Genomic DNA, 26,031 nt, shown 5'->3' on the forward strand with positions numbered 1-26,031 from the left:
GCAGGCGGGGCTGACAAGGGGGCACGGCCTGGCATTCACGTCGGCCTTACGGTCCCGCGCTGAAGCTCTGGCTGCGGGGGAGTCCGCAGCGGTACGCACCGAACGAGGCCCTACATGGAAGGTCTGGCTGCAGTTGCATCCGCCTCACCGGCCCGGTCACTGGCATTGTCCGCCAGCCCGGCCGAACTGACCTGGATCGCCGCATTGTGCGATGCCGGCGACGACGCCCCGCGTCACCTGCAGCAACTGCAGGCAGTGCTGCAGCAGGGCGGCACGTTCAACGATGCCCAGGAGTGGTACCCGTTCGAGGTGATCGAACGTGGCGCCAGCCAGCTGCGGCTGGGCCATGAGCGCGAGTTCGTGATCTGCGTGCTGCTGTGGCTGCAGGCGCTGGCCCAGGGCCGTGCCAGCATCCTGGACCCGAGCCTGCATCTGGATGATCGCGCGATGGACATCGAGGCCTTGCCCGATGCGCTGCGCGATGCAGTACTGGATGCGTTCACCGCGGCGGGGTATTGATCGGGGTACGACACACCGCTGCGCTCGCCGGGCATGGCCCGGCGGAAATGCCGGCCGGCTACAACGCTTCCAGGCTGCACCACGGCAGTTCCGGCAGCCCCTGCCCGGCCACTGCCGCCGCCAGCTGCGCATCGGCGCCGTCGACATCGATTCCCTGGCGCGCATACCACGCCGGGTCGTAATAGCTCTGCGCGTAGCGCTCGCCACTGTCGCACAGGATGCTGACAATGCTGCCCTGGTGGCCCGCCTCACGCATCCACTGCGCCGCCTGCAGCACACCGATGAAGTTGGTGCCGGTGGAGCCACCGACACGGCGGCCGAGCTGGCGGCTGACATGGCGCATCGCGGCCAGGCTCAGCGCGTCGGGCACCTTCACCATCGCATCGACGCTGGTCGGGATGAAGCTCGGCTCCACCCGCGGCCGGCCGATGCCTTCCACGCGCGAACCGCCGCTGCAGGTCAGGCCGCGCCAGTCCTGCTGGCCGGCCACGGCAGCCTGATAGCCATCGAAGAACACCGACACTTCCGGGTCCGCGCAAAGGATGCGGGTGTCATGCCGGCGGTAGCTGACATAGCGGCCCAGCGTCGCTGCGGTACCGCCGGTACCGGGGCTGCACACGATCCATTCCGGAACCGGGCTGGGCTCCTCGGCCATCTGCTTGAAGATGGACTCGGCAATGTTGTTGTTGGCCCGCCAGTCGGTAGCGCGCTCGGCGTAGGTGAACTGGTCCATGAAGTGGCCGCCGGTTTCGCGGGCCAGCTTCTCCGATTCACCGTTGAGTTCACAGGCACGCTCGACCAGGTGGCAGCGGCCCCCGTGAAACTCGATGGCCGCAATCTTCTCTGGGGAGGTCGTGGCCGGAATCACCGCAATGAACGGCACCCCCAGCAGGCGCGCGAAATAGGCCTCGGACACTGCCGTCGACCCGCTGGAAGCCTCGATCACCGGCCGCCCTTCGCGCAGCCAGCCGTTGGTCAACGCATACAGGAACAGCGAGCGCGCCAACCGGTGTTTCAGGCTGCCGGTGGGATGGCTCGATTCATCCTTCAGGTACACATCGATGCCCGCGAACCCGGGCAGCGCCAGCGGGATCAGGTGGGTATCGGCGGAACGGTTGAAATCGGCTTCGATCTTGCGGATGGCGGCAGCCACCCATTCACGCTGCGACATGGCGGGCAATGCTCAGAACGGAACGGTGCGATCCGCCCATTGTACGTCGCGGTGCCGTCAGGTGACGGCCGGTAGAATGGCCCCATCCGGCCAGCAACGGCCCTGTCTGAAGGACCTCCCCCATGACCATTCCCGCCCTGCGCGATGTCCCCGGCGTCGCCGCCCAGGCCCCGGCCGAGACCACCGGCTTCGTGTTCAACCACACCATGCTGCGGGTGAAGGACATCACCGCCTCGCTGGACTTCTACACCCGCGTGCTCGGCTACCAGCTGATCGACAAGCGCGACTTCGCCGAAGCCCAGTTCAGCCTGTACTTCCTGGCCTACGTACCGGCCGGCGCGGTGGTGCCGGAAGACGACAGCCAGCGCCGCGTGTGGATGGCCGGCCTGCCGGGTGTGCTGGAACTGACCCATAACCACGGCACCGAAACCCAGGACGGCGCGGTCTACCACGACGGCAACAGCGACCCGCGCGGCTTCGGCCACATCTGCGTGTCCGTGCCGGACATCGAAGCCGCCTGCCAGCGCTTCGAGGACCTGGGCGTGACCTTCCAGAAGCGCCTGACCGACGGCCGCATGAAGAACCTGGCCTTCATCAAGGACCCGGACGGCTACTGGGTCGAGATCATCGCCAACGTCTGACCCAAAAAGGGGACGGAGGGGATTAAGTCGTTTCTGGCACTATTGGCTGGAAGCGACTTAATCCCCTCCGTCCCCTTTTTTGCGAGGTTCGTATGGAAACGATGGAACTGCACCGTGGCCGCCTGATCGACCACATCCAGCTGGTGGTGCGCGACCTGGCCGCCAGCCGCCGCTTCTACCAGGCGGTGTTCGATACGATCGGCATCCCGATCGCCGGCGAAGGCGAGGATTACTTCTGGGCCGATGAGCTGTTCATTTCCAGCGCCAGCAGCGAGGCCGCCGCCGGCCAGCTGACCGGGCGCCACCATCTGGCGTTCCAGGCACGCGACAGCGCCACCGTCGATGCCTTCCACACTGCGGCCATCGCCGCCGGAGGCAAGGACAACGGCGCACCCGGCGAGCGCCCCTACCATCCCGGCTACTACGGCGCCTTTGTGCTCGATCCGGATGGCAACAACATCGAAGTGGTCTATCACGGTCCGGCGAACTACAGCGCCGATTCGGTGAAGGTCACTTTCTGATATCACCGAAGCAGTGAACGAAGAAGCCGGGCAATGCCCGGCTTCTCTACATCCAAGGGTCCAGCCCTCAGTGGGCGGCCATGTAGATGTCCTGCAGCACGGCCTTTTCCAGCTCCAGCTCGCCCAGCAGGTTCTTCACGATGTCACCCAGGCTGAGGATGCCCACCAGCAGGGTGCCTTCGGTGACCATCAGATGACGGCGCCGCGAGTATGTCATCAGCGACATGGCCTGCTTCAGGGTCGCTTCCGGCGCAATGCCTTCCAGACCGGTGGACGGCAGGCTGGAGATCACCCGGCGGCCGGCCTGCGGGCCGTCGTCGGCCAGGGTGCGCACGATGTCCTTCTCGGAAATGATGCCGACCGGGGCATCGTCCTTCATCACCACCAGCGCAGCGATCTTGTTCGCGCTCATCTTGTGGGCGGCGGCACCGATGGTGTCTTCGGCGTCGATGGTGATGACAGCTTCTTTCTTGGATTGCAGGAGTTCGCGGACGTTCATTCTTGTTTCCTGGTGCAGGTCACTGAAGTCAAAAAAGTGTGCTCTTCCGATACGCCCCCTCCCCGGGAACAGACCTTTCAGCGCACGTCTGGCGCACCCGGCTGCCGGTGGAAATGGAACGGCAGACGACGTGCTGCAACGCGAACGAGGTGGGTTCAACCGCTCAACCCGGCCCTCGGTCAAATCGATTCTACGACTGCGACCATCGGTCACTACCGGCATCGATAGGACAGTTCGTCGTGGGAACCAACTGACGATCCAGAGAATGGCACCGCGGCTGAAACCGCCGCTGAATACAGGCGATGTCGCGCATTAAAGATTGATTGCCTGCTGCCGACAGCGGACAGAACACCCGGCGGCTGTCCCACTTGGCACGACCACCGGCGCAAACGAAAGGGGCCCACGTGGGGCCCCTTTCGCATGCAGCTTCCAGCGGTTCCGGCGGAGTTACTCCACCGTCACGCTCTTGGCCAGGTTGCGTGGCTTGTCCACGTCGGTGCCACGTGCCAGTGCGGTGTGGTACGCCAGCAGCTGCACCGGGATGGTGTGCACGATGGGGCTGAGCACGCCGGCATGGCGCGGCGTACGGATCACATGCACGCCTTCGGACTCGTTGAAGTTGCTGTCCTGGTCGGCGAACACGAACAGCTCGCCGCCGCGCGCGCGTACTTCCTGCATGTTCGACTTCACCTTCTCCAGCAGGCTGTCGTTGGGCGCGATCACCACTACCGGCATGTCCTCGTCCACCAGCGCCAGCGGGCCATGCTTCAGCTCGCCCGCCGGATAGGCCTCGGCGTGGATGTAGGAGATTTCCTTGAGCTTGAGCGCGCCTTCCAGCGCGATCGGGTAATGCAGGCCACGACCCAGGAACAGTGCGCTGCTCTTGCGCGCGAAACGCTCGGCCCAGGCGGCGATCTGCGGCTCCATGTTCAGCGCATGCTGCACGCTGCCCGGCAGGAAGCGCAGCTGCTCCAGGTAGTCCGCTTCCTGCGCCGCGTCGATGCGGCCATGCAGCTTGCCCAGCACCACGGTCAGCTGGAACAGTGCGGCCAGCTGGGTGGTGAAGGCCTTGGTCGACGCCACGCCGATCTCGGCGCCGGCACGGGTGTAGCAGACCAGCTCGCTGGCGCGCGGAATCGCGCTTTCCGGCACGTTGCAGATCGACAGCGTGTGCCTGTGGCCCAGCGACTTGGCGTACTTCAACGCCTCCATCGTATCCAGCGTTTCGCCGGACTGGGAGATGGTGACGATCAGGTGCTTCGGGTTCGCATAGGCGGCGCGGTAGCGGTACTCGCTGGCAATCTCCACGCTGCACGGCAGGCCGGCGATGGCTTCGATCCAGTAGCGCGCGGTCAGGCCGGCGTAATAGCTGGTGCCACAGGCGATGATCTGCACGCCTTCGATGCCTGACAGCACGGCCTCGGCATTCTTGCCGAACAGTTCGGCCGGGAAACCACCGGCGTCGATCGCTGCCTCGATGGTGTCGCCCAGCGCGCGCGGCTGCTCGTGGATTTCCTTCTGCATGAAGTGGCGGTACGGGCCCAGCTCCAGCGATGCCAGCGATACGTCGGACAGGTGCACCTCGCGCTCGATCGGCTGGTCATGCTCATCGAAGATGCGCACGCCGTCGCGGCGGATTTCGGCGGTGTCGCCCTCTTCCAGGAAGATCACCTTGCGGGTGGCCGAGATCACCGCCGAAACGTCGGACGCCACGAAGTTCTCGCCCTCGCCCAGGCCGATCAGCAGCGGGCAGCCCATGCGCGCGCAGACGAAGCGTTCCGGCTCGGCGCGGCTGACCACGGCCAGTGCGTAGGCACCGGTCAGCTCCTTCACCGTATGCTGCAGCGCCACCAGCAGGTCGTCGCCGTCCTTCAGGTGGTGATGGATCAGGTGCGCGATGACTTCGGTGTCGGTCTGCGACTCGAAGGTGTAACCCAGGGCACGCAGCTTCTCGCGCTGCTCCTCGTGATTTTCGATGATGCCGTTGTGCACCAGCGCCACGCCGTGGCTGATGTGCGGATGCGCGTTGGCCTCGGTGACACCACCGTGGGTGGCCCAGCGGGTGTGGCCGATGCCCAGCACTGCATTGAAGCCCTCGGCCTCGGCCGCAGTGGCCATTTCCGACACACGGCCGGTACGACGCACGCGGCGCACATCCGGCCGTTCGGCATGGTCGATCACCGCGATGCCCGAGGAATCGTAACCACGGTACTCAAGGCGCTTCAGGCCTTCGATCAGCACCGGCACTACGTCGCGATCAGCGATCGCACCCACGATTCCACACATGTCACGCGTTTCCTTGAAGACGATCGCCGCATTCTAGCCTGCGGGCCCGCGCTCCCCCTCCTGTCCGCTTAATGAAAGTGTCCGGAAAGGTGTCCGCGGACACCCGGACACTTCAGGGCGACTCCCAACCCATTGACCCACAAGGAAATAAAGTTGGCACGCTACGTGCTTGGTACCCACTACCACCGTCAGGCACGCACCCGATGATCCGCGACACCTCCGCACAGGACCAGATCGTTTCCTCCGCCCCGGCCGGCACCACCCGCGCCAACTGGCAGCGTTACCGCTGGCCGGCACTGGGCGCCATCGCGCTGCTGGCCGGCATCGGCTGGGCCGTGTACGCCTGGTCCAACGCCAGCCGCTCCTACGACAGCAGCCGCGTGCGCATCGCCGAAGTGAAGCGCGGTGACCTGGTCCGCGACATCGCCGCCGACGGCCGCGTGATCGCCGCCAACAGCCCGATCCTGTACGCCATCTCGGCCGGTACCGTGGACCTGAAAGTCGTTGCCGGTGACGTGGTCAAGAAGGACCAGGAGCTGGCGGTCATCGACAGCCCGGAACTGCGCAGCAAGCTGGCCCAGGAGCAGGCCACCCTGGCCGGCCTGGAAGCCGAGGCCAGCCGCGCCGCGCTGGACGCCACCCTGGCCCGCGCCAAGTCGCGCAAGGAAACCGACCAGGCCACCATCGAGCGCCAGGCCGCCGACCGCGACCTGCAGCGCTACCAGCGCGGTTACGACGGCGGCGCAGTACCGCAGATCGATCTGGCCAAGGCCAAGGACTCGCTGAAGAAGGCCGACATCACGCTGGCCAATGCCACCACCGATGCACGCCTGCAGAGCCAAGGCGCTGACCTGGACGCCCGCAACAAGCGCCTGCTGGCCGACCGCCAGAAGGCGGTGGTGGCCGAGGTGCAGCGCCAGGTGGACGCGCTGACCCTGCGCGCGCCGTTCGACGGCCAGGTCGGCCAGGTGCAGGCCGTCCAGTCCACCAACCTGGCCGCCAATGCGCCCGTGCTGGGCGTGGTCGACCTGTCCAAGTTCGAGGTTGAGATCAAGGTACCGGAGAGCTTCGCCCGCGACCTGGCGATCGGCATGCCGGCGCAGCTGACCGGCGGCAACGGCAAGCCGTTCCCGGGCGAGATCAGTGCGGTGTCGCCGGAAGTGGTCAACGGCGAGGTCAACGCCCGCGTGCGCTTCGCCAGCGCGCAGCCGGAAGGCCTGCGCCAGAGCCAGCGGATGTCGGTGCGCGTGCTGCTCGACACCCGCAAGGACGTGCTGAAGGTCGAGCGCGGCCCGTTCGTCGAACAGGGCAACGGCATCGCCTACGTGATGGATGGCCGCACCGCAGTGCGGCGTCCGGTGGAACTGGGCGTCAGCAGCCTGGGCGAAGTGGAAATCAAGTCGGGTGTGCAGCCGGGCGACCGCATCGTGGTCTCTGGCAGCGACCTGTTCAAGGACGCCGAACGCGTCTCCGTCAACTGATACCTGATACCTGAATCCTGGAGAGAGGACACCCCATGTACATGCTCGAAATGCGTTCGGTCGCCAAGGTCTTCCGCACCGAACAGGTGGAAACCCACGCACTGCGCTCGCTGGAACTGCAGGTCAAGGAAGGTGAGTTCGTCGCCGTCACCGGCCCGTCAGGCTCCGGCAAGACCACCTTCCTCAACATCGCCGGCCTGCTGGAAACCTTCACCAGCGGCACCTACATGCTTGACGGCCAGGACGTGAGCACGCTGGGCGACGACGCCCGCAGCCGCCTGCGCAACCAGAAGATCGGCTTCATCTTCCAGGGCTTCAACCTGATCCCCGACCTGAACCTGTTCGACAACGTCGACGTGCCGCTGCGCTATCGGAAGATGAGCGCCAACGAGCGCCGCGAACGTATCGAGAAGGCGCTGAGCCAGGTCGGCCTCGGCTCGCGCATGAAGCATTATCCGAATGAACTGTCGGGTGGCCAGCAGCAGCGCGCGGCCATCGCGCGTGCGCTGGCCGGCAGCCCGCGCCTGCTGCTGGCCGACGAACCGACCGGCAACCTGGACACACAGATGGCCCGCGGCGTGATGGAACTGCTGGAGGAGATCAACGCTGCCGGCACCACCATCGTGATGGTCACCCACGATCCGGAACTGGCCGCGCGCGCGCAGCGCAACGTGCACATCGTCGATGGCCAGGTGACCGACCTGGTGCGCGAGCCGGTGCTGGCCACCCCGCCGCGCCACATTGTCGCCGTCAACGAGTGAGGGCCCGACCATGTTCGCCTACTACGCCCGATTGGCGGTGCGCAGCTTCCGCCGCAACAAGGTACTGACCGCGTTGATGGTGATCGCTATCGCGCTAGGCATCGGCGCCTCGATGACCACGTTGACCGTGTTCCACGTGCTGTCCGGTGACCCGATTCCCGGCAAGAGTGACCGCCTGTTCTATGTGCAGCTTGATGCCGCGACCGGCGCCTATGTCGCTGGCGAGGAACCGGAAACCCAGCTGACCCGCTTCGACGGTGAAGCCCTGCTGCGCGAGGCCAAGGGCGAGCGCCAGGCACTGATGAGCGGCGGCGGCGGTACCATCGAACCGGACAACAGCACTCTCAAGCCCTTCAGCATCGACACCCGCTGGACCTCGGCCGACTTCTTCCCGATGTTCGAGGTGCCCATGCAGTACGGCCGCCCCTGGACGCGCGAGGACGATGAAGGCCGTGCACGCGTGGTGGTCATCTCCAAGGCGCTCAATGACAAGCTGTACCAGGGCGCCAACAGCGTGGGCCGCGACCTGCGCATGGAAGGGCAGAGCTACCGCATTGTCGGCGTGATGAAGGAATGGAGCCCGGAGCCGCACTTCTACGACCTGACCACGGGCAGCTACGGCAAGAACGAGGACCTGCTGCTGCCGATCTCCACCTCCTTCGACCTGAAGCTGGGCAACAACGGCAACATGAACTGCTTCGGCGAGAATCCCGACGGCAACAGCTACTCGCTCAACGCACCGTGCGCGTGGCTGCAGTACTGGGTGGAGATGGACCCGGCCAAGGCCGCCGACTACCGCCGCTACCTGGAGAACTATTCGACCCAGCAGCGCGAGGCCGGCCGCTTCAAGCATCCGCCGAACGTGCGCCTGCGCACCGTGATGGAATGGCTGGACTTCAATGGCGCGGTCCCCAGCGATGTGCGCCTGCAGCTGTGGCTGGCGCTGGGCTTCCTGGGTGTCTGCCTGATCAACACGGTGGGCCTGCTGCTGGCCAAGTTCCTGCGCCGCAGTGGTGAGATCGGCGTGCGCCGCGCCCTCGGTGCCAGCCGTGGCCAGATCTTCCTGCAGTGCCTGGTGGAAGCCGGTGCGGTCGGCGTTGTCGGTGGCGTGCTGGGTATCGGTCTGGCCCTGCTTGGCCTGTTCGCGGTGCGCCAGCAACCGGTGGAATACGCAAAGCTGGCCCACCTGGACGGCAACATGCTGCTGCTCGCGCTGGGCCTGACCCTGCTCGCCAGTCTTGCGGCCGGGTTCCTGCCCGCCTGGCGCGCCATGCAGGTCACCCCGGCCATCCAGCTCAAGTCGCAGTAAGCACCCGAACGAGGACTCCCATGGACATCCGCCCCATCCTCAGCACGCTGCGCCGGCACAAGACCGCCGCTGCCCTGATCGTGCTGGAAGTCGCACTGACCTGCGCCATCGTCTGCAACGCGCTGTTCCTGGTCAGCCAGCGCGTGGAGAAGATCAGCATGCCCAGCGGCATCGCCGAGAGCGAACTGGTCATGCTGCGCGTCAGCGGCATCGGCAAGCAGACCGACGCCATGGCCCGCACCCGCGAGGACCTGGCATCGCTGCGCGCGATTCCCGGCGTCAGCAACGTCACCATCATCAACCAGGTCCCCTTCCGCGACGGCTCCTCCAGCAGCAGCATTTCGCGTGTGATCGACCAGGAACGGCCGACCACCAACGCCTCGATGTACACCCTGTCCGAGAACGGGCTGGCCACGATGGGCATCAACCTGATCGCAGGCCGCGATTTCCTGCCCGACGAGTACCAGAACTTCGAAGACGCCAGCAAGGGCGGCGCAAAGGAGAACGCGATCCCGGTCATCCTCACCCAGGCCACCGCCGCCAAGATGGAACCCAATGGCAGTGCGCTGGGCAAAACCTACTACATGGGCAAGCAGCCGCTGCATGTGGTCGGCATCGTCGACACGCTCAGCACGCCCAACGGCTGGAATGACAACTGGACCAACTCGATGCTGCTGCCCATGCGGCGCACCTTCGACGAAGGTGGCACGTATGTGCTGCGCACTTCGCCGGAACGCCGCAAGGAAGTACTCGATGCCGGTGCCGCCGCGCTGGAACGCAACGACCCCAACCGGCTGATGCGCGACAAGCTGACCTATGAAGACCAGCGCAAGGACTTCTTCAAGAACGACCGCGCGATGGTCGGCCTGCTGATCACCGTCAGCATCTCGCTGCTGGTGGTCACCGCGCTGGGCATCATCGGCCTGGCCAGCTTCTGGGTGCAGCAGCGCAGCAAGCAGATCGGCATCCGCCGTGCGCTGGGCGCGACCCGCGGGCAGATCCTGCGCTACTTCCAGACCGAGAACTTCCTGCTGGCCACGCTGGGCATCGTGCTGGGCATGCTGGCGGCCTACGCCATCAACCTGGCACTGATGAACCTGTACGAGCTGCCGCGCATGCCGCTGTACTACCTGCCGCTGGGTGCACTGCTGCTGTGGGTGCTGGGCCAGATCGCCGTGTTCGGGCCGGCGCGGCGTGCGGCAGCGGTGCCGCCTGCGGTCGCCACGCGGGGCGCGTGAGATGCGTGCCCGCGCGATGTGCCTGATGCTGCTCCTGCCATTGCCGGCGCTGGCCGGCGGTGGCAGTGCGCAGACACTGGAGTGGCGCCAGGATGCCGCGCGGTTGTCCTTGCGCTCAACGGAGGGCCAGGTGCGCGTGGAGGCCGCCAGCCCGGAAATGCGCTTCGGCGTGCGCAGTGGCGATCGCATCCTGCGCGTGGACGACACGGCGGTGCGCCGGGTCGAACACCTTGCCGAGGCCCTGCGTCATTCCAACGCAGCCACCGCCTATCTGTTGCTGCGCCGCGACAAGCGCGAACTGACGGTGGCGGTCGACGCCGCAGCCTGGCGCCAGGCGCTGGAGGTGCCGCCGCCACCCGCGCCGCCACGGCCCCCGGTGCCTCCCCGGCGCTGAGCGAGGGCCGCTCCTGCACAGCCACGGGTTTGGCTATGCTTGATGGGTGGCGCCGGGCTCTCCCGGTGCGTGGACACGAACGGCTCCAACGGCGCCGCCCATCCCTTTCTGCAGAACCGCTTGATGCCTGCAATCCTGATCATCGACGACAACGCCAGCGTGGGTACCGCGCTGGACGTGCTGTTCTCCCTGCACGACATCGACACCCTGCAGGCGCAGAGCCCGTCCGAAGGGCTGGCCCTGCTGGAGTCGCAGCCGGTCGACCTGGTGATCCAGGACATGAACTTCAGCGAGGACACCACCTCCGGCGAAGAAGGCGAGGCCCTGTTCGCGCAGATCCGCGCGCGCCATCCCGATCTGCCGGTGATCCTGCTGACCGCCTGGACCCACCTCAGCAGCGCGGTGGATCTGGTCAAGGCCGGTGCGGCCGACTACCTGGCCAAGCCCTGGGACGACCGCAAGCTGATGACCACGGTCAACAACCTGCTGGAACTGTCCGAGGCGCGCCGCGAACTGGACCGGCGCCGCAGCCGTGAACTGCGCCAGCGCAATGCGCTGGAAGAGAAGTATGACCTGTGCGGCGCGGTCTTCGCCGACCCCGCCAGCGAGCGCGTCATCGCTCTCGCCTGCCAGGTCGCACGCTCGGAACTGCCGGTACTGATCACCGGCGCGAACGGTGCCGGCAAGGAGAAGATCGCGCAGATCATCCAGGCCAATTCCCTGGTGGCCAAGGGCCCATTCGTGGCGGTCAACTGTGGCGCGCTGCCTTCGGAACTGATCGAGGCCGAACTGTTCGGTGCCGAGGCCGGTGCGTATACCGGCGCCAACAAGGCGCGCGAAGGCAAGTTCGAGGCCGCCGATGGTGGCACCCTGTTCCTGGATGAGATCGGCAACCTGTCGCTGGGCGGGCAGATGAAGCTGCTGCGTGTGCTGGAAACCGGCCGCTTCGAGCGCCTGGGCTCCAACCGCGAACGCCAGGTCAAGGTCCGCGTGGTCAGCGCGACCAATGCCGACCTGCCGGCGATGATCCGCGACGGCACCTTCCGCGAAGACCTCTATTACCGCCTCAACACGGTGGAACTGGTGCTGCCGCCGCTGGCCGATCGCCCGGGCGACATCGTGCCGCTGGCCGAGCGCTTCCTGACCGCTGGCAAACCCCTGTCCAGCGCCGCCACCGCCGCCCTGCTGCGCCACCCGTGGCCAGGCAACGTGCGCGAACTGCGCAACGTGATCCAGCGCGCCGAACTGCTGGCCACCGGCAACCGCATTGAAGTGGCCGACCTGAACCTGCCGCGCGCAGCCGCAGCACCGCGCCCGGCCCCCAGTGCGGGCAATGACCCCGACCGCGCGCGCATCGAAGAGGTACTGGCGCGCAACCATGGCGTCATCGCCCAGGCCGCCGCCGAACTCGGCCTGAGCCGCCAGGCGCTGTACCGGCGCATGGACCGCCACGGTATCCCGCGAGAATGAAACGGCGCTCGTTCACTTTCCGCCTGTTCCTGCGCCTGCTGCCGGTGCTGGCGCTGGCCGCCGCGTTGCCGTGGCTGCTGGCCTACTGGATGGACCATGGCTGGGTGGTGACCACGGTGTCGGCGTTGATCCTGCTGTCGCTGATGTGGTGGACCCTGCGTCGCGCTACCGCCCCGGTGCGGTCACTGATGCGGGCCCTGGCGGGCACCACCAGCAGCTATCGCGACGGCGAATACAACTTCGGCGTGCACTGGCCCGGCAATGACGAGCTCGGCGACCTGGTGCAGGCACACCGCGAACTGGGCGATGTGCTGCGTGCACAGCGGCAGGGTTTGGTGCAACGCGAACTTCTGCTGGACACGATGGTGCAGAACACGCCGGTGGCGATGCTGCTGATCGCCTCGGGCGGTGATGGCATCGCCCGCGTGGTGTTCTCCAATCTGGCTGCGCGCAAGCTGCTGCATGGCGGCTGGAAGCTGGAAGGCCAGCGCCTGGAGGACGTGCTGGAACAGGTGCCGGTGGAGCTGCGCGATGCCATCGCCCGCGGTGGCGACAGCCTGTTCGCGGTGCATGCCGAGGGCGAGGACGGCGATGAGGACGACGAGCAGGTGTACCACCTCTCGCGCCGCGCCTTCCAGCTCAATGGTCGTCCGCACGACCTGCTGCTGGTACGCCTGCTGACCGCCGAGCTGCGCCGCCAGGAAGTACAGACCTGGAAGAAGGTGATCCGGGTGATCAGCCACGAGCTCAACAACTCGCTGGCACCGATTGCCTCGCTGGCCCACTCCGGCGGTGTACTGGTGCAGCGTGAGCGCTTTGACCGGCTGCCGGAGATCTTCACCACCATCGAGGATCGTGCACGCCACCTGGAAGGCTTCATCCGCGGCTATGCGCGCTTTGCCAAGCTGCCGCAACCGCAGTTGCAGACCGTGCACTGGGCCCCCTTCCTGTCCAGCCTGCGCCAGCAGATCCCATTCGGCATGGAACGTGAGCCGGACGAGGAACTGAGCAGCCGCATCGACATCGCCCAGTTCGGGCAGGCACTGCTGAACCTGTTGAAGAACGCGCACGAAGCCTGCGCCGAAGCAGAACCGCCCAACGACGACGTACAGGTGCAACTCACGCGGCTGCCGCAGTGGCTGCGCCTGGACGTACTGGATCGCGGCAAGGGCATGAACGAGCAGGTGCTGCAGAATGCGCTGATGCCGTTCTATTCGACCAAGCGCAATGGTACCGGGCTGGGCTTGGCCTTGACCCGCGAGATCGTGGAAGCGCATGGCGGCCGGGTATCACTGCAGAATCGCGGCGATGGCGGGTTGTGCGTGTCGATCCTGTTGCCGGTGGGTTGATCGGGCCAACGGGGTTCCCGGTAGTGTGTATATGCCGACCAAGGTCGGCACCTGCCAAAGCTGCGGCATCGGCATCCTGCGCTCCAGGGGAACGGGAGCATCAAGAGCAAACGCAACGAGATCAACGCGTAGTTTGAATCGACTGGGTGCAGCTGCGGCTCTGGATGTTGGTTCCGCCTTGAGCGAGCCAAGCATCGCCGGGGAATCTGGGGCGCAGAGGCGCCGATGTTTGAGCGCAGCGAGTTCGGCGCCGTCCCCTGATTCACCGAGAAGCGCAGGGCACCGATGCGCAGCATCGGCTCGCGACCGGCGGAGCGTTTCTTTTGGTTACTTTTCTTTGCGCACAAAGAAAAGTAACGCCCATGACCGGTGGCCGACCTTCAGCCATCCAGCGAAGAGATGGATCGCCGCATCGCCACCCGCAGGTGCATCGGGAACCCGAGCTCAGCCTCTTCGGCCATCACCGCGCGCAGGCCATCGTTCCACTGCGCCTCGGGCACTACGTCGAATCCTTCGCTGGCATAGAAGGCCGCATTCCACGGCACATCGGACAGCGTGGTCAGCACCGCGGCCGCGTAGCCTCCCGCCCTCGCCTGCGCCAAGGCATGGCGCAGCAAAGCGCGGCCGTAGCCACGCCGCGCGTGTGCGGGATCCACGTCCATCTGCAGCACATGGAATTCACCGCAGAGTTCGCCGGCCAGCAGGTAACCCGCGATACCACCGTCAGCCGCATCCACCACCCACAACTGGCCACGTTGAAGGCCATCCTGCAGCGTCGGCAGGTCCAGACCATGCCCGGCAAACACCGGGTAGGCCTGGTGACCCTTCAGCAGTTCACCGGCACGTTGTTCAATTGCCGGCAGCATGCCGAGTTCGTCGGCATGCGGGATGCGTGGCTCAGGACTTCTTGAGCGGGCGCTTCCAGCCATCGATGGTTTCCTGTCGTGCACGTGCCAGTGTCAGCTTGCCATCCGGGGCGTCGCGGGTGATGACCGAACCGGCGGCAATCGTCGCACTGTCGCCAATGGTCACCGGTGCTACCAGCGAACTGTTGGAACCAATGAAGGCGTTGTCGCCGATGGTGGTGGTCGACTTGTTCACGCCGTCGTAGTTGCAGGTGATGGTGCCGGCACCGATGTTTACCTTGCTGCCGATCACCGCATCGCCCAGGTAGGTCAGATGGTTGGCCTTGCTGCCAACACCGAGGGTGACCTTCTTGGTCTCGACGAAGTTGCCCACGTGCACGCCGTCGGCGAGCACGGTCCCCGGACGCAGCCGCGCGAACGGTCCTACCAGCGCAGCACCTTCGGTGACCACGCCTTCAAGATCACAATGCGCGCGCACTTCAGTGCCCGGGCCAAGATTGACGTCCTTCAGCCGGTTGAACGGGCCCACGGTGACGCCGTCGCCGAGCACGATGTGGCCTTCCAGAACGACGTCGACATCGATCAGCACATCGCTGCCCACGGTGACGGTGCCACGGATATCCAGTCGTGCCGGGTCACGCACGCGCGCGCCCTGCGCGCACAGGGCCCGTACCGCGCGGCGCTGCCAGGCACGCTCCAGCTGCGCAAGCTGCCAGGGATCGTTTGCCCCTTCGGCTTCCTGCGCGTCGGCCACCAGTGCCATTTCGGCCGGGGTGTACTCGTGCGCGGCAAAGGCGAACACGTCGGTCAGGTAGTACTCGCCCTGCGCGTTGCTGTTGGACAACTGCGACAGCCAGCGCCGCAGCGCGGTCGACTCGGCGGCAATGATGCCGGTATTGATCGTGCGCACACGCAGCTGGTCGTCGGTAGCGTCCTTCTGCTCGACAATGGAGCCCACCTTGCCTTCGGCATCGCGCAGCACGCGGCCGTAGCCGGTCGGGTCATCGACATCGGCGACCAGCACCGCCAGGCGACCCGGCTGCGCCAGCAGGTCGCGCAGGGTCTGCGTGCGGATCAGTGGCACGTCGCCGTACAGCACCAGCACCTGCGCGGCGTCAGGCACCTGCGGCATCGCCTGGGCCACCGCATGGCCGGTGCCCAGCTGCCGTGCCTGTTCAGCCCATTGCAGGTCGGGCTGGTCGGCGAAGTACTGGCGCACCGCTTCACCACCATGGCCGTAGACCACGTGGATCGCCGAGGGCTGCAGTTCGCGGGCCGCATCGATCACATGCGCCAGCATCGGCTGGCCGGCGATCGGCTGCAGCACCTTCGGCAGCACCGACTTCATTCGCTTGCCCGCGCCAGCGGCGAGGATGATGACGTGCAGGGGTTGGGTCATGGAAACGGCAGTCCGTGGTTCGTTGCCGATGATTCTAGAGCGTGGGCCGTTAACATGTGCATCCCACCTCCTTCACCGCACTGATGGGCCTCGTCCGCCAGGGAAGCACCTATCTCATCATCGGGCTCGTGCAGCTGCTGCTCGACTGGCTGGTGTTCGTCACCGCGACCGCGCTGGGCCTGCCGGTGGTGCCTGCCAACATTGCCGGACGCCTGGCCGGGATGCTGCTGGGCTTCTGGCTCAACGGCCGTTACACCTTTGCCAACGCAGGTGATGCGCGCCTTGGCTGGCGTCGATTTTCACGCTTTCTGGGAATCTGGGCCGCACTTACCGCCGCCAGCACGGTGCTGGTCGCTTTGACCAGCCGCCACCTTGGATTGGATTGGGCCTGGCTGGCCAAGCCGCTGATCGAAGGTGGGATCGCCATGATCTCCTTCCTGCTGCTGCGCCATGTGGTCTTCCGCTGAGACCTTCAGCCTGCTCCACCCGCGGCGAATCGCTTCGGCAGCCCATCCCGCCACAGCTGCAGCGGGCTGTACCCAAGTTCCACACGATGCCGCCCCGCGGGCACACACACCGCGTGGAAGAGCCCGTTGGCACGCATCAGCGGCAACGACGCTCCGCCATCCAGCCGGGCCTGCCAGCCCTGGGCGGTCACCTCATTGATCACCAGCCACGCCGGATGCTCGGCGTCCACGTCAAGGGCGATCCTTCCGGGCTGATAGGCTTGCGAGAGCACCTTCAGCCGGCCCGCCTCACGTTCAGGGCAGTCCGTCTGCTGCCCGGTGGGCAGCCAGACCGCCTGGCTGAAGTCCGTCTGGTTGAACTCAGCGGCCGGTGGCAGGCGTTCACTGTGCCGCTGCACCCGTTGCGGGTTGAGCGTGCGCGGCAGCACACTTCCGCGTAGCGCCAGCTGCACGTCGCTGCCTTGGTCATCGGACCCTGCAAACGGCTCCGGTGACAGCAGCCAGCGGACACCCAGCAGGTCGTACACGGGGGCGTCCATGTCGGGAGCCCAAGGGGTCGTCGCCTTCTGCTGGAAAGCAGCCACGGGCTCCGTCGGCATGCCGACCATGTCCTGGTAATCACTGGACAGCAGCGGGTTGTAGCCATTGGCCAGTGGAATCGCATGCACAGCCGCGCCATTGGTCAGCACGCCGATGCCGAAGACGATGGCGCGCTCGGGCAGGCCAGTGCGCCGTTCGGCGGCGAGCAGCGTATAGGCGCGCTGCGTGGCGCCATTGCGCTCGGCCGTCATTACCGGCGGACGGGCCCCCGATGTATTGAAGCGTGTTCCCACGTTGAACAGCAGCATGTCGAACACGACCAGTGCGATCAGCCAGCGCACCGGAGCCGGATGCCGGCGCAGCAGCTGCACCGCGGCAGTGCCGATGCCGGCACTGGCTGCCAGCCACGCAAAGGCTTCCAGATGCCCGTGGCTCGCGGCCAGCCAGGAGGCAACGCACACCAGGACAACGACTACCACCAACGACACCCGGTGCGGGCGCAGTGCGCGCTTTTCCAACGCAACCTGCAACGCCTGTGCACCCAGCCAGGCCGCTGCCGGTACCGCAAGGAACAGCGCGTCAGAGGGCCGTCGGAACAGATCAAGACCCGGCAATCCGCTGAAGAGCCATGCGAACAGCGGAGTGACGTCACCCAGCGCGACCAGTGTCGTCAACAGCAGTACACCGAGCGCCAGACAGGTGGCCCGTCGCTGCCTGTGCACAACGCTGCCGCCCCAGGCCAGCCAGAGCGCCAGTGGCACCGCGCCGAAATAGAGGTAGTCCGTGGTGATATCGCCGAAGGACCAGCTGACCCCACGTACCTGCGAGAACACATTTCCCGATAGCAGTGTTACCAGCCCCTGCCAGTGCATCGCACCGGCCAGCGCCATCTCCAGGGTCATGCCATCACGATTGGTGTCACCCAGCCAGGCCAACGTGGAAAGCCACTGGGGGGCGCTCACGGCGGCGGCGATCAGGGCGACCGCGGACAGCTGCAATGCGAGGCGGAAGCGCTTGCCTGTTGCCGACAGCACTGCGCCTGCGGCGTACACGGCACACGCCAGGATGATGAAGTAGGTCACCTGGGTCAGCTGCAGCGCGCACAGGCCGCCTGCAAGTCCCGCCAGCAGCACGTCACGCGCGCGGCCCCGGTTCCGAACAGTCGACAGGCCCAACCAGATCCAGGGAAGCAGGCTGTAGCTGACGATCATCGGCGTGTGCTGCAGGCGGGAGGCTGCCACCGCACCGAACATCAGCACCATCGCAAAGAACCACTGTGCGGGTGCAGAAAGTCCGAATGAACGCGCCAGGCGCAGCGCGCCGAAGCCACCCGCCAGCACATGCAGCAGCACCACCAAGGTGAACAGATGCAACGACGCCGGCGCCAGCAGCATCGGCAGGACCATGGTCGGTTGCAGCGTCATCATCTGCGGATCGGCGATCTGCGGATAGCCACCGAACAGGTAGGGATTCCACCAAGGGGCCTGCAGGTTCCGAAGCTGCTCGGCACTGAAACTGACCGCCGGGAAGAACTGCTGCACGGCGTCGTACGGAATGACCTTGGTACCGATCAGCCACGGCAGGCACAGCAGCAGCCAGCTTGCCACCCACAGCGTTTCAGGCCGAGCCCATCGGGAACGGGCTGCATCCGTGGCGCCGATGCTCGGGGCCGATGCGTACTGCATTCCGTGCATGCCTCCCTTCTCCTCAACGAAAATCGCCGGCACTGAGCCGGCGATCTTCCATCACTACCGGCATGGCTGCCGATGGTTCCCTAGCACGTGTCAGTGCTTGAGGTTCTTGCGCAGGCGCTCCAGCGCCTGCAGCTGGACGACGGCTTCGGCCAGCTTCTGCTGGGCTTCAGCCACTTCCATCGCCTCGCCGCGGTTGGCCAGGATGCGCTCGGCTTCTTCCTTGGCCTTGCGGACCGAGGCTTCGTCGATGTCCTGCGCGCGGATCGCGGTGTCGGCCAGCACGGTCACCACCTGCGGCTGCACTTCCAGGATGCCGCCGGAAATGGCGAAATCCAGCTGCTCGCCGTTCGGCGTGGTCACCACCACCTTGCCCGGCTTCAGGCGGGTGATCAGCGGCGCGTGCTTGGGCGCGATGCCCAGTTCGCCCAGCTCACCGGTGGCCACGACCAGGGTCGCTTCGCCACGGAAGATTTCCTGCTCGGCGCTGACGATGTCGCAACGGATCGTGCTCATGCAAATCTCTTCGCTGTTCGCGGCGGCGCAATGCCACCGTGGGAGTCCACCGGCGCGGGCGGTTGCCCGGCGCCGGCGTCAGGTCGGGCAGGATCGCTCCCGCCCGCCCCGGATCAGGCCTTCTCGGCCATCTTCTTGGCCTTCTCGACCGCTTCTTCGATGCCGCCGACCATGTAGAACGCCTGCTCCGGCAGGTGGTCGTACTCGCCATCGACGATGGCCTTGAAGCCACGGATGGTGTCCTTCAGCGGCACGTACTTGCCCGGCGAACCGGTGAACACTTCGGCCACGTGGAACGGCTGGCTGAAGAAGCGCTCGATCTTACGGGCGCGCGACACGGCCTGCTTGTCCTCTTCGGACAGTTCGTCCATGCCCAGGATCGCGATGATGTCCTTCAGTTCCTTGTACTTCTGCAGGGTCTGCTGGACGCGCTGGGCGGTGTCGTAGTGCTCGTGGCCGATGACCAGCGGGTCCATCTGGCGGCTGGTGGAGTCCAGCGGATCGACGGCCGGGTAGATACCCAGCGAGGCGATCGAACGCGACAGGGTCACGGTCGAGTCCAGGTGGGCGAAGGTGGTTGCCGGCGACGGGTCGGTCAGGTCGTCCGCGGGAACGTAGACGGCCTGGATCGAGGTGATCGAACCGTTCTTGGTCGAGGTGATGCGCTCCTGCAGGACGCCCATTTCCTCGGCCAGGGTCGGCTGGTAACCCACGGCGGACGGCATGCGGCCCAGCAGTGCCGACACTTCGGTACCGGCCAGGGTGTAGCGGTAGATGTTGTCGACGAACAGCAGGACGTCCTTGCCCTTGCCGTTTTCGTCCTTCTCGTCGCGGAAGTACTCGGCCATGGTCAGGCCGGTCAGGGCGACGCGCAGACGGTTGCCCGGCGGCTCGTTCATCTGGCCGTACACCATCGCCACCTTGTCGAGGACGTTGGAGTCCTTCATTTCGTGGTAGAAGTCGTTGCCCTCACGGGTACGCTCACCCACGCCGGCGAACACGGACAGACCGCTGTGCGCCTTGGCGATGTTGTTGATCAGCTCCATCATGTTGACGGTCTTGCCGACGCCGGCGCCGCCGAACAGGCCGACCTTGCCGCCCTTGGCGAACGGGCACATCAGGTCGATGACCTTGATGCCGGTTTCCAGCAGTTCGGTGGCCGGGGACTGGTCTTCGTACGACGGGGCCGCACGGTGGATTTCCCAGCTGTCGCTGGCGGCCACCGGGCCGGCTTCGTCGATCGGACGGCCGAGCACGTCCATGATGCGGCCCAGGGTGCCAGCGCCGACCGGCACCGAGATGCCACGGCCGGTGTTGACGGCAACCAGGTTGCGCTTCAGGCCGTCGGTGGAACCGAGGGCGATGGTACGCACCACGCCGTCGCCCAGCTGCTGCTGGACTTCGAGGGTGATCTCGGTGTTTTCCACCTTCAGTGCGTCGTACACCTTCGGCACCGATTCACGCGGGAATTCGACGTCGACGACCGCGCCGATGATCTGAACGATCTTGCCCTGACTCATTGCTGCATCCTCTAATGTGTGCTTTGAACGAACGCGGTCAGACTGCTGCCGCGCCGCCGACGATTTCGGAGATTTCCTGGGTGATCGCTGCCTGGCGCGCCTTGTTGTAGACGAGCTGCAGGGTGCCGATCAGCTTGTTGGCGTTGTCGCTCGCCGCCTTCATCGCAACCATGCGTGCCGCATGCTCGGAGGCGACGTTTTCCAGCAGTGCCTGGTACACCAGCGACTCGATGTAACGCGTCATCACGTGCTCGAGCACGGTCGCGGCATCGGGTTCGTACAGGTAGTCCCAGTCGTGGTGAGCGACCTGCTTCTCAGCCGGCGGCAGCGGCAGCAGCTGATCGAAGCTGGCCTTCTGCACCATGGTGTTCACGAAGCGGTTGTAGACCAGGTACACGCGGTCGATCTTGCCTTCGGTGAAGGCGTCGAGCATGACCTTGATCACACCGATCAGCGATTCCAGCTTCGGCACGTCGCCGATGTGGGTCACGCTGCCGACCATGTTGACCTTCACGCGGCGGAAGAAGGTCGAAGCCTTCTGGCCGATGGTCACCAGGTCCACTTCCGCACCCTTGTCCTGCCATGCCTTGGCTTCGCCCAGCATCTTGCGGAACAGGTTGTTGTTCAGGCCGCCGGCCAGGCCGCGATCGGAGGAGATCACGATGAAGCCGACCCGCTTGACCTGCTCACGCTCGACCAGGAACGGATGCTGGTAGTCGGTGCTGGCCTGGGCCAGGTGACCGATCACCTGCTTCATCGCCTGCGCGTACGGACGCGAGGTCTTCATCCGATCCTGCGCCTTGCGGATCTTGGAGGCCGAGACCATTTCCAGGGCGCGCGTCACCTTGCGGGTGTTCTGCACGCTCTTGATCTTGGTTTTGATTTCGCGTCCGCTTGCCATCTCTTGTTTCCCGTGGCGCGGGGCTGCTGCCCCGCGTTGTTCAACCGTTTGTCATCTGGTCCAGCGGAGCCAGAGGCTCCGCTCTACAGGACCGCGATTACCAGCTGCCGGTGGTCTTGAACTCGGCGATGCCCTTCTTGAAGGCACCTTCGATGTCGTTGTCCCAACCGCCGGTGGCGTTGACCTTGCTGACCAGCTCGCCCTGGGTGTTGGCGAAGTGGGCGTGCAGGCCTTCTTCGAACGCCAGCAGCTTGTTGACCGGCACGTCGTCGAGGTAACCCTCGTTGACGGCGTAGATCGACAGCGCCTGGTTGGCGATCGACATCGGCGCGTACTGCTTCTGCTTCATCAGTTCGGTGACGCGCTGGCCACGCTCCAGCTGCTTGCGGGTGGCTTCGTCCAGGTCCGAGGCGAACTGCGCGAACGCAGCCAGCTCGCGGTACTGGGCCAGCGAGATACGGATGCCGCCGGACAGCTTCTTGATGATCTTGGTCTGGGCCGAGCCACCGACGCGCGACACCGAGATACCGGCGTTCACGGCCGGGCGGATGCCGGCGTTGAACAGGTCGGTTTCCAGGAAGATCTGGCCGTCGGTGATCGAGATCACGTTGGTCGGAACGAAGGCGGACACGTCGCCGGCCTGGGTTTCGATGATCGGCAGCGCGGTCAGCGAACCGGTCTTGCCGGTGACCTTGCCTTCGGTGAACTTCTCGACGTATTCCTCGGACACGCGGGCAGCGCGTTCCAGCAGGCGCGAGTGCAGGTAGAACACGTCACCCGGGTAGGCTTCACGGCCCGGCGGGCGCTTCAGCAGCAGCGAGATCTGGCGGTAGGCAACGGCCTGCTTGGACAGATCGTCGTACACGATCAGCGCGTCTTCGCCGCGGTCCATGAAGTACTCACCCATGGTGCAGCCCGAGTAGGCGCTGATGTACTGCATGGCAGCCGATTCGGAAGCGGTCGCGGCCACCACGATGGTGTGGGCCAGCGCGCCGTTCTCTTCCAGCTTGCGCACGATGTTGGCGATGGTCGAAGCCTTCTGGCCGATCGCAACGTACACGCACTTGATGCCGGTGCCCTTCTGGTTGATCACGGCATCGATCGCCATCGCGGTCTTGCCGGTCTGGCGGTCACCGATGATCAGCTCGCGCTGGCCACGGCCGATCGGGATCATCGAGTCGACCGACTTGTAACCGGTCTGCACCGGCTGGTCGACCGACTTGCGCCAGATCACGCCCGGCGCAACGCGCTCCACCGGAGCGGTCAGGTCGGTGCCCAGCGGGCCCTTGCCGTCGATCGGCTCGCCCAGCGCGTTCACCACGCGGCCCAGCAGTTCCGGACCGACCGGCACTTCCAGGATGCGGCCGGTGGTCTTGGCGACGTCGCCTTCGCGCAGGTGCTCGTAGTCACCCAGCACCACGGCGCCGACCGAGTCGCGCTCCAGGTTCAGGGCGAGGGCGAAGGTGTTGTTCGGCAGTTCGATCATTTCGCCCTGCATCACGTCGGCCAGACCGAAGATGCGCACGATGCCGTCGGACACGCTGGTCACGGTGCCTTCGTTGCGCGATTCCGCGGCCAGCTTGACCTTCTCGATGCGGTTCTTGATCAGTTCGCTGATTTCGGAGGGGTTGAGCGTGGTTGCCATCGTCAAGTCCTAGTGCCGGCAGCGGGGCCGGACGTTAAATGAATTCAGTTAGCGAGCGCGGTCTGCAGACGGGCCAGCTTGCCCTTCAGCGAACCATCGATGACCACGTCGCCGGCGTCGATCACGGCGCCGCCGATCAGCGAGGCATCGACCGCGGTGGTCACGTCGACCTCGCGGTTGAAGCGCTTGCGCAGCGCGACCTTGATCGCGTCCAGCTCACCGGCCGACAGTTCGGCGGCCGAGGTGACGGTGGCCTTGACCACGTGCTCGGCTTCGGCGCGCAGGGCGTCGAACATGCCGGAAATCTCCGGCAGCAGCGGCAGACGATGCGATTCGGCCAGGATGGCCAGGAAGCGCGAGTAGGTCTCGCCGTGGGACACCGGCGCCAGCAGGGCGACGGCGTCGTCACGACCCAGCTCCGGGTTGGCGAGCAGGGCCGCCACGCGCGGGTCGGCGGCGACGTGGGCGGAGAACGCCAGGGCGTCCGACCACGGCGCGAACGCGCCTTCGTCGCGCGCGGTCGCGAACGCGGCGCGGGCGTACGGGCGGGCAAGCGTGAGGGCCTGGCTCATCCTTAGATCTCCGAGGCCAGCTCGTCGAGCAGCGCCTTGTGGGCGTTGGCGTCGATTTCGCGCTTGAGCAGCTTTTCGGCACCGGTCACGGCCAGCGCGGACACCTGCTTGCGCAGATCTTCACGGGCACGGTTGGCGGCGGCGTCGATTTCAGCCTGGGCCAGTTCCTTCTGACGGGTGGCTTCGGTGATCGCTTCGTTACGGGCAGCATCAACGATCTGGTTGGCACGTGCGTGGGCCTGATCGATGATCTCGTTGGCCTTGGTACGTGCTTCCTTCAGCGCTTCGTTGACCTTCTCCTGCGCCTGGGCCAGATCTTTCTGGCTGCGGTCGGCAGCAGCGAGGCCTTCAGCAATCTTCTGCTGGCGCTCTTCGATCGCGTTCATCAGCGGCGGCCAGATCTTGGTCGCGATGATCCAGATCAGACCAGCGAAGGCCAGCGCCTGCGCAAGAAGGGTGAAATTGATATTCATGGTTAGCTCGATCGCTGGTTTCGGGGTGGACGCGCCGCCGTAGCGGCGCATCCGGCCTTCATCCGAAACCGGGTGCATCAGCACCCGGTCGTCTCAAACCGCTGTATCAGCCGGCCAGAGCCTTGGTGACGGCGCCAGCGAAGGCAGCCGACAGCGGGTTGGCGAAGGCCAGCAGCAGGCCGACGGCGACCGAGATGATGAACGCGGCGTCGATCAGGCCGGCGGTGATGAACATGCGGACCTGCAGGACCGGGATCAGTTCCGGCTGGCGGGCGGCCGACTCCAGGAACTTACCAGCCATGATGGCCAGACCCAGACCGGCGCCCAGCGCGGCCAGGCCGATCATGATGCCGACGGCAAGGGCGGTGGAGCTCTGAATCTGCGCGAAGTTGGTCAGGACGGCGAAGTACATGGTTATCTCCAGGAACTTAAGTTGCTAAGGGTGATGAAACGGATGAAGGTTGAAACGCGTTGAAGCTTGAAACTCAGTGAGCGTCTTCCGACAGGCTCAGGTACACGATCGACAGCATCATGAAGATGAAGGCCTGCAGCGGGATCACCAGCAGGTGGAACAGCATCCAGCCGAGGCCGAACACACCACCGGCAATGGCACCGAAGAAACCGGCACCACCCAGCACCCAGATCAGCAGGAACACGATTTCGCCGCCGAACATGTTGCCGAACAGTCGCATCGCCAGCGAGATCGGCTTGCTCAGCCACTCGACGATGTTGAGGATCAGGTTGAACGGCATCATCCACTTGCCGAACGGCGCCGTCAGGAATTCCTTGATGAAGCCGCCCAGGCCCTTGGACTTGAGCGCGAAGAACAGCATCAGGAAGAACACGCTGATGGCCATGCCCAGGGTGGCATTGACGTCAGCGGTCGGCACCGGCTTCCAGTAGTGCACGCCCACCCATTCCAGCGGCTTGGCGATGAAATCGGCCGGGATCATCTTCAGCAGATTCATCAGCAGAATCCAGAAGAAGATGGTGATGGCGATCGGCGTGACCAGCTTGCTCTTGCCGTGGTAGGTGTCCTTGGCCTGGCGGTCGACGAACTCCAGGCAGATTTCAACGAAGGCCTGCCACTTGCCCGGCACGCCGGCGGTGGCCTTGCGGGTGCCCAGCCAGAACGCGACAACGATCACCAGGCCCATCAGGACCGCGGTGAGGAAGGTATCGACGTGGATATGCCAGAACATACCCTCACCCTTGCCGACCGGCGCGGTCAGGTTGTGCAGGTGATGCTGGATGTAGCTGGTAGGGGTTAGAGCCTCGCCCGCCATGTGTCCGGAACCTTCAGTTAATTGAATTCTGTCAACGCCTGGCCATCGCCAGGACCTGGAACATCAAGCCGACGGCGATACCGGCCAACAGCGCCAATGCAGGCAGCTTGAAGACCAGGAACCCCACCAGCAGGACGCCGAAAACCACCACCCACTTGGCCACGATCGCAATGATCAGGCGAGCCATCGCCGAACCTGCGGCCAGTGCCCCACCGCCCAGTGCCATCCGTGCCGCCACCCAGCCACCGGCCGAAATGGCCACACCGGACGCCAGTGCGCCGAGGGCATATTTCGGACCTACCAGCAGGAAGGCCAGGGCCAGGACAGCCACTGCGGCCAGCGGGTAGACCGCGGCGCGCAGCATCAGTCGCCGACCCGCATCAACGGAGTTCAGCACAGGACGTCCCGCGTGGTTGCAAGTGGAGGGCTGAGGCGACTACAGCAGGGGGGCCTCATCGAGCCGCCAAATTATAGCAATGGGACAATTTGCGAGACAACCGCTCCCTGTTCATCCCG

At 65.6% G+C, this 26,031-nt stretch carries 26 protein-coding genes; 11 read left to right on the forward strand and 15 right to left on the reverse strand.

Features of this window, described 5'->3' with window-relative positions; genetic code table 11:
* Positions 1-114 precede the first annotated feature (114 nt).
* Entirely contained in the window at positions 115-519 is a 405-nt protein-coding gene (locus ACSYS9_RS21045; protein WP_005411111.1) for a hypothetical protein, read from the forward strand.
* Positions 520-577: 58 nt separating this feature from the next.
* On the opposite strand, the gene ACSYS9_RS21050 is transcribed toward ACSYS9_RS21045, so the two are convergent.
* Positions 578-1,690, reverse strand: a complete 1,113-nt coding sequence (locus tag ACSYS9_RS21050) for a PLP-dependent cysteine synthase family protein (protein ID WP_071228880.1) — start codon at positions 1,688-1,690, stop codon at positions 578-580.
* 122 nt (positions 1,691-1,812) lie between these two features.
* Here ACSYS9_RS21050 and gloA point away from each other — a divergent pair, with 122 nt between their 5' ends.
* On the forward strand, positions 1,813-2,331 hold the full coding sequence (gloA, locus tag ACSYS9_RS21055; protein WP_071228879.1) for a lactoylglutathione lyase: 519 nt from the start codon (positions 1,813-1,815) through the stop codon (positions 2,329-2,331).
* 92 nt (positions 2,332-2,423) lie between these two features.
* Positions 2,424-2,852 (forward strand): VOC family protein, encoded by a 429-nt coding sequence (locus ACSYS9_RS21060; protein ID WP_032129035.1) that lies wholly within the window; start codon positions 2,424-2,426, stop codon positions 2,850-2,852.
* Positions 2,853-2,919: 67 nt separating this feature from the next.
* On the opposite strand, the gene ACSYS9_RS21065 is transcribed toward ACSYS9_RS21060, so the two are convergent.
* On the reverse strand, positions 2,920-3,351 hold the full coding sequence (locus ACSYS9_RS21065) for a CBS domain-containing protein (protein ID WP_006394252.1): 432 nt from the start codon (positions 3,349-3,351) through the stop codon (positions 2,920-2,922).
* Between the two features lie 447 nt (positions 3,352-3,798).
* The gene (gene glmS, locus ACSYS9_RS21070; RefSeq protein WP_071228878.1) at positions 3,799-5,637 is read right to left on the reverse strand and encodes a glutamine--fructose-6-phosphate transaminase (isomerizing); all 1,839 of its coding nucleotides are present in this window, start codon (positions 5,635-5,637) and stop codon (positions 3,799-3,801) included.
* A 203-nt stretch (positions 5,638-5,840) separates the two neighbouring features.
* Between glmS and ACSYS9_RS21075 the strand changes: the two genes are divergently transcribed.
* The 7 genes from ACSYS9_RS21075 (at position 5,841) to ACSYS9_RS21105 (ending at position 13,639) form a co-directional block, all read left to right on the forward strand.
* Positions 5,841-7,118 (forward strand): efflux RND transporter periplasmic adaptor subunit, encoded by a 1,278-nt coding sequence (locus tag ACSYS9_RS21075; protein WP_049399200.1) that lies wholly within the window; start codon positions 5,841-5,843, stop codon positions 7,116-7,118.
* A 35-nt stretch (positions 7,119-7,153) separates the two neighbouring features.
* Complete coding sequence (locus ACSYS9_RS21080; RefSeq protein ID WP_032129038.1) at positions 7,154-7,879, forward strand: ABC transporter ATP-binding protein; 726 nt, start codon at positions 7,154-7,156, stop codon at positions 7,877-7,879.
* A gap of 10 nt (positions 7,880-7,889) precedes the next feature.
* A complete protein-coding gene (locus ACSYS9_RS21085; protein WP_071228877.1) occupies positions 7,890-9,188 on the forward strand; it encodes an ABC transporter permease in 1,299 nt (432 codons plus the stop codon).
* Between the two features lie 20 nt (positions 9,189-9,208).
* Entirely contained in the window at positions 9,209-10,426 is a 1,218-nt protein-coding gene (locus ACSYS9_RS21090; protein ID WP_071228876.1) for an ABC transporter permease, read from the forward strand.
* Between the two features lie 16 nt (positions 10,427-10,442).
* The gene (locus ACSYS9_RS21095) at positions 10,443-10,820 is read left to right on the forward strand and encodes a PDZ domain-containing protein (RefSeq protein WP_177179520.1); all 378 of its coding nucleotides are present in this window, start codon (positions 10,443-10,445) and stop codon (positions 10,818-10,820) included.
* A 123-nt stretch (positions 10,821-10,943) separates the two neighbouring features.
* The gene (locus ACSYS9_RS21100; protein WP_071228885.1) at positions 10,944-12,290 is read left to right on the forward strand and encodes a sigma-54-dependent transcriptional regulator; all 1,347 of its coding nucleotides are present in this window, start codon (positions 10,944-10,946) and stop codon (positions 12,288-12,290) included.
* Positions 12,287-13,639: a sensor histidine kinase gene (locus tag ACSYS9_RS21105; protein ID WP_049399192.1), complete on the forward strand. Its 1,353-nt coding sequence runs from the start codon at positions 12,287-12,289 to the stop codon at positions 13,637-13,639. Before ACSYS9_RS21100 ends, ACSYS9_RS21105 begins: the two co-directional genes overlap by 4 nt.
* A gap of 380 nt (positions 13,640-14,019) precedes the next feature.
* Here the strand turns inward: ACSYS9_RS21105 and ACSYS9_RS21110 are convergent, their stop codons facing one another.
* Together ACSYS9_RS21110 and glmU are read right to left on the reverse strand one after the other, a co-directional pair.
* Positions 14,020-14,568: a GNAT family N-acetyltransferase gene (locus ACSYS9_RS21110; protein ID WP_071228875.1), complete on the reverse strand. Its 549-nt coding sequence runs from the start codon at positions 14,566-14,568 to the stop codon at positions 14,020-14,022.
* Positions 14,537-15,904, reverse strand: a complete 1,368-nt coding sequence (gene glmU / locus ACSYS9_RS21115; RefSeq protein WP_071228874.1) for a bifunctional UDP-N-acetylglucosamine diphosphorylase/glucosamine-1-phosphate N-acetyltransferase GlmU — start codon at positions 15,902-15,904, stop codon at positions 14,537-14,539. The genes ACSYS9_RS21110 and glmU overlap by 32 nt, the downstream gene beginning before the upstream one ends.
* Before the next feature lie 83 nt (positions 15,905-15,987).
* Between glmU and ACSYS9_RS21120 the strand changes: the two genes are divergently transcribed.
* Positions 15,988-16,371, forward strand: a complete 384-nt coding sequence (locus ACSYS9_RS21120) for a GtrA family protein (protein ID WP_032129059.1) — start codon at positions 15,988-15,990, stop codon at positions 16,369-16,371.
* Between the two features lie 5 nt (positions 16,372-16,376).
* On the opposite strand, the gene ACSYS9_RS21125 is transcribed toward ACSYS9_RS21120, so the two are convergent.
* From ACSYS9_RS21125 to ACSYS9_RS21170, 10 genes are all read right to left on the reverse strand, one after another.
* Positions 16,377-18,518, reverse strand: coding sequence for a hypothetical protein (locus ACSYS9_RS21125; RefSeq protein WP_143048233.1), 2,142 nt, complete (start codon positions 18,516-18,518; stop codon positions 16,377-16,379).
* 177 nt (positions 18,519-18,695) lie between these two features.
* The gene (locus tag ACSYS9_RS21130; protein WP_005419509.1) at positions 18,696-19,118 is read right to left on the reverse strand and encodes a F0F1 ATP synthase subunit epsilon; all 423 of its coding nucleotides are present in this window, start codon (positions 19,116-19,118) and stop codon (positions 18,696-18,698) included.
* Between the two features lie 113 nt (positions 19,119-19,231).
* Complete coding sequence (gene atpD / locus ACSYS9_RS21135; RefSeq protein ID WP_005411128.1) at positions 19,232-20,638, reverse strand: F0F1 ATP synthase subunit beta; 1,407 nt, start codon at positions 20,636-20,638, stop codon at positions 19,232-19,234.
* 37 nt (positions 20,639-20,675) lie between these two features.
* Positions 20,676-21,539, reverse strand: a complete 864-nt coding sequence (gene atpG, locus ACSYS9_RS21140) for a F0F1 ATP synthase subunit gamma (RefSeq protein ID WP_005411129.1) — start codon at positions 21,537-21,539, stop codon at positions 20,676-20,678.
* Positions 21,540-21,636: 97 nt separating this feature from the next.
* The gene (gene atpA, locus ACSYS9_RS21145; RefSeq protein WP_005411130.1) at positions 21,637-23,184 is read right to left on the reverse strand and encodes a F0F1 ATP synthase subunit alpha; all 1,548 of its coding nucleotides are present in this window, start codon (positions 23,182-23,184) and stop codon (positions 21,637-21,639) included.
* A 44-nt stretch (positions 23,185-23,228) separates the two neighbouring features.
* Positions 23,229-23,756: a F0F1 ATP synthase subunit delta gene (locus tag ACSYS9_RS21150; RefSeq protein WP_005411131.1), complete on the reverse strand. Its 528-nt coding sequence runs from the start codon at positions 23,754-23,756 to the stop codon at positions 23,229-23,231.
* 2 nt (positions 23,757-23,758) lie between these two features.
* Positions 23,759-24,229 (reverse strand): F0F1 ATP synthase subunit B, encoded by a 471-nt coding sequence (locus ACSYS9_RS21155; RefSeq protein WP_005419512.1) that lies wholly within the window; start codon positions 24,227-24,229, stop codon positions 23,759-23,761.
* Between the two features lie 106 nt (positions 24,230-24,335).
* Positions 24,336-24,641, reverse strand: a complete 306-nt coding sequence (gene atpE, locus ACSYS9_RS21160; protein ID WP_005411133.1) for a F0F1 ATP synthase subunit C — start codon at positions 24,639-24,641, stop codon at positions 24,336-24,338.
* A gap of 73 nt (positions 24,642-24,714) precedes the next feature.
* Positions 24,715-25,515 carry a F0F1 ATP synthase subunit A gene (gene atpB / locus ACSYS9_RS21165; protein ID WP_010481316.1) on the reverse strand — a complete coding sequence of 267 codons (801 nt, stop codon included), beginning with the start codon at positions 25,513-25,515 and terminating at the stop codon, positions 24,715-24,717.
* Positions 25,516-25,546: 31 nt separating this feature from the next.
* Positions 25,547-25,912, reverse strand: a complete 366-nt coding sequence (locus ACSYS9_RS21170; RefSeq protein WP_006394654.1) for a hypothetical protein — start codon at positions 25,910-25,912, stop codon at positions 25,547-25,549.
* Positions 25,913-26,031 lie beyond the last annotated feature (119 nt).

The sequence above is a fragment of the Stenotrophomonas sp. STK17_22 genome (assembly GCF_051983905.1).
Classification (GTDB): domain Bacteria; phylum Pseudomonadota; class Gammaproteobacteria; order Xanthomonadales; family Xanthomonadaceae; genus Stenotrophomonas; species Stenotrophomonas maltophilia_A.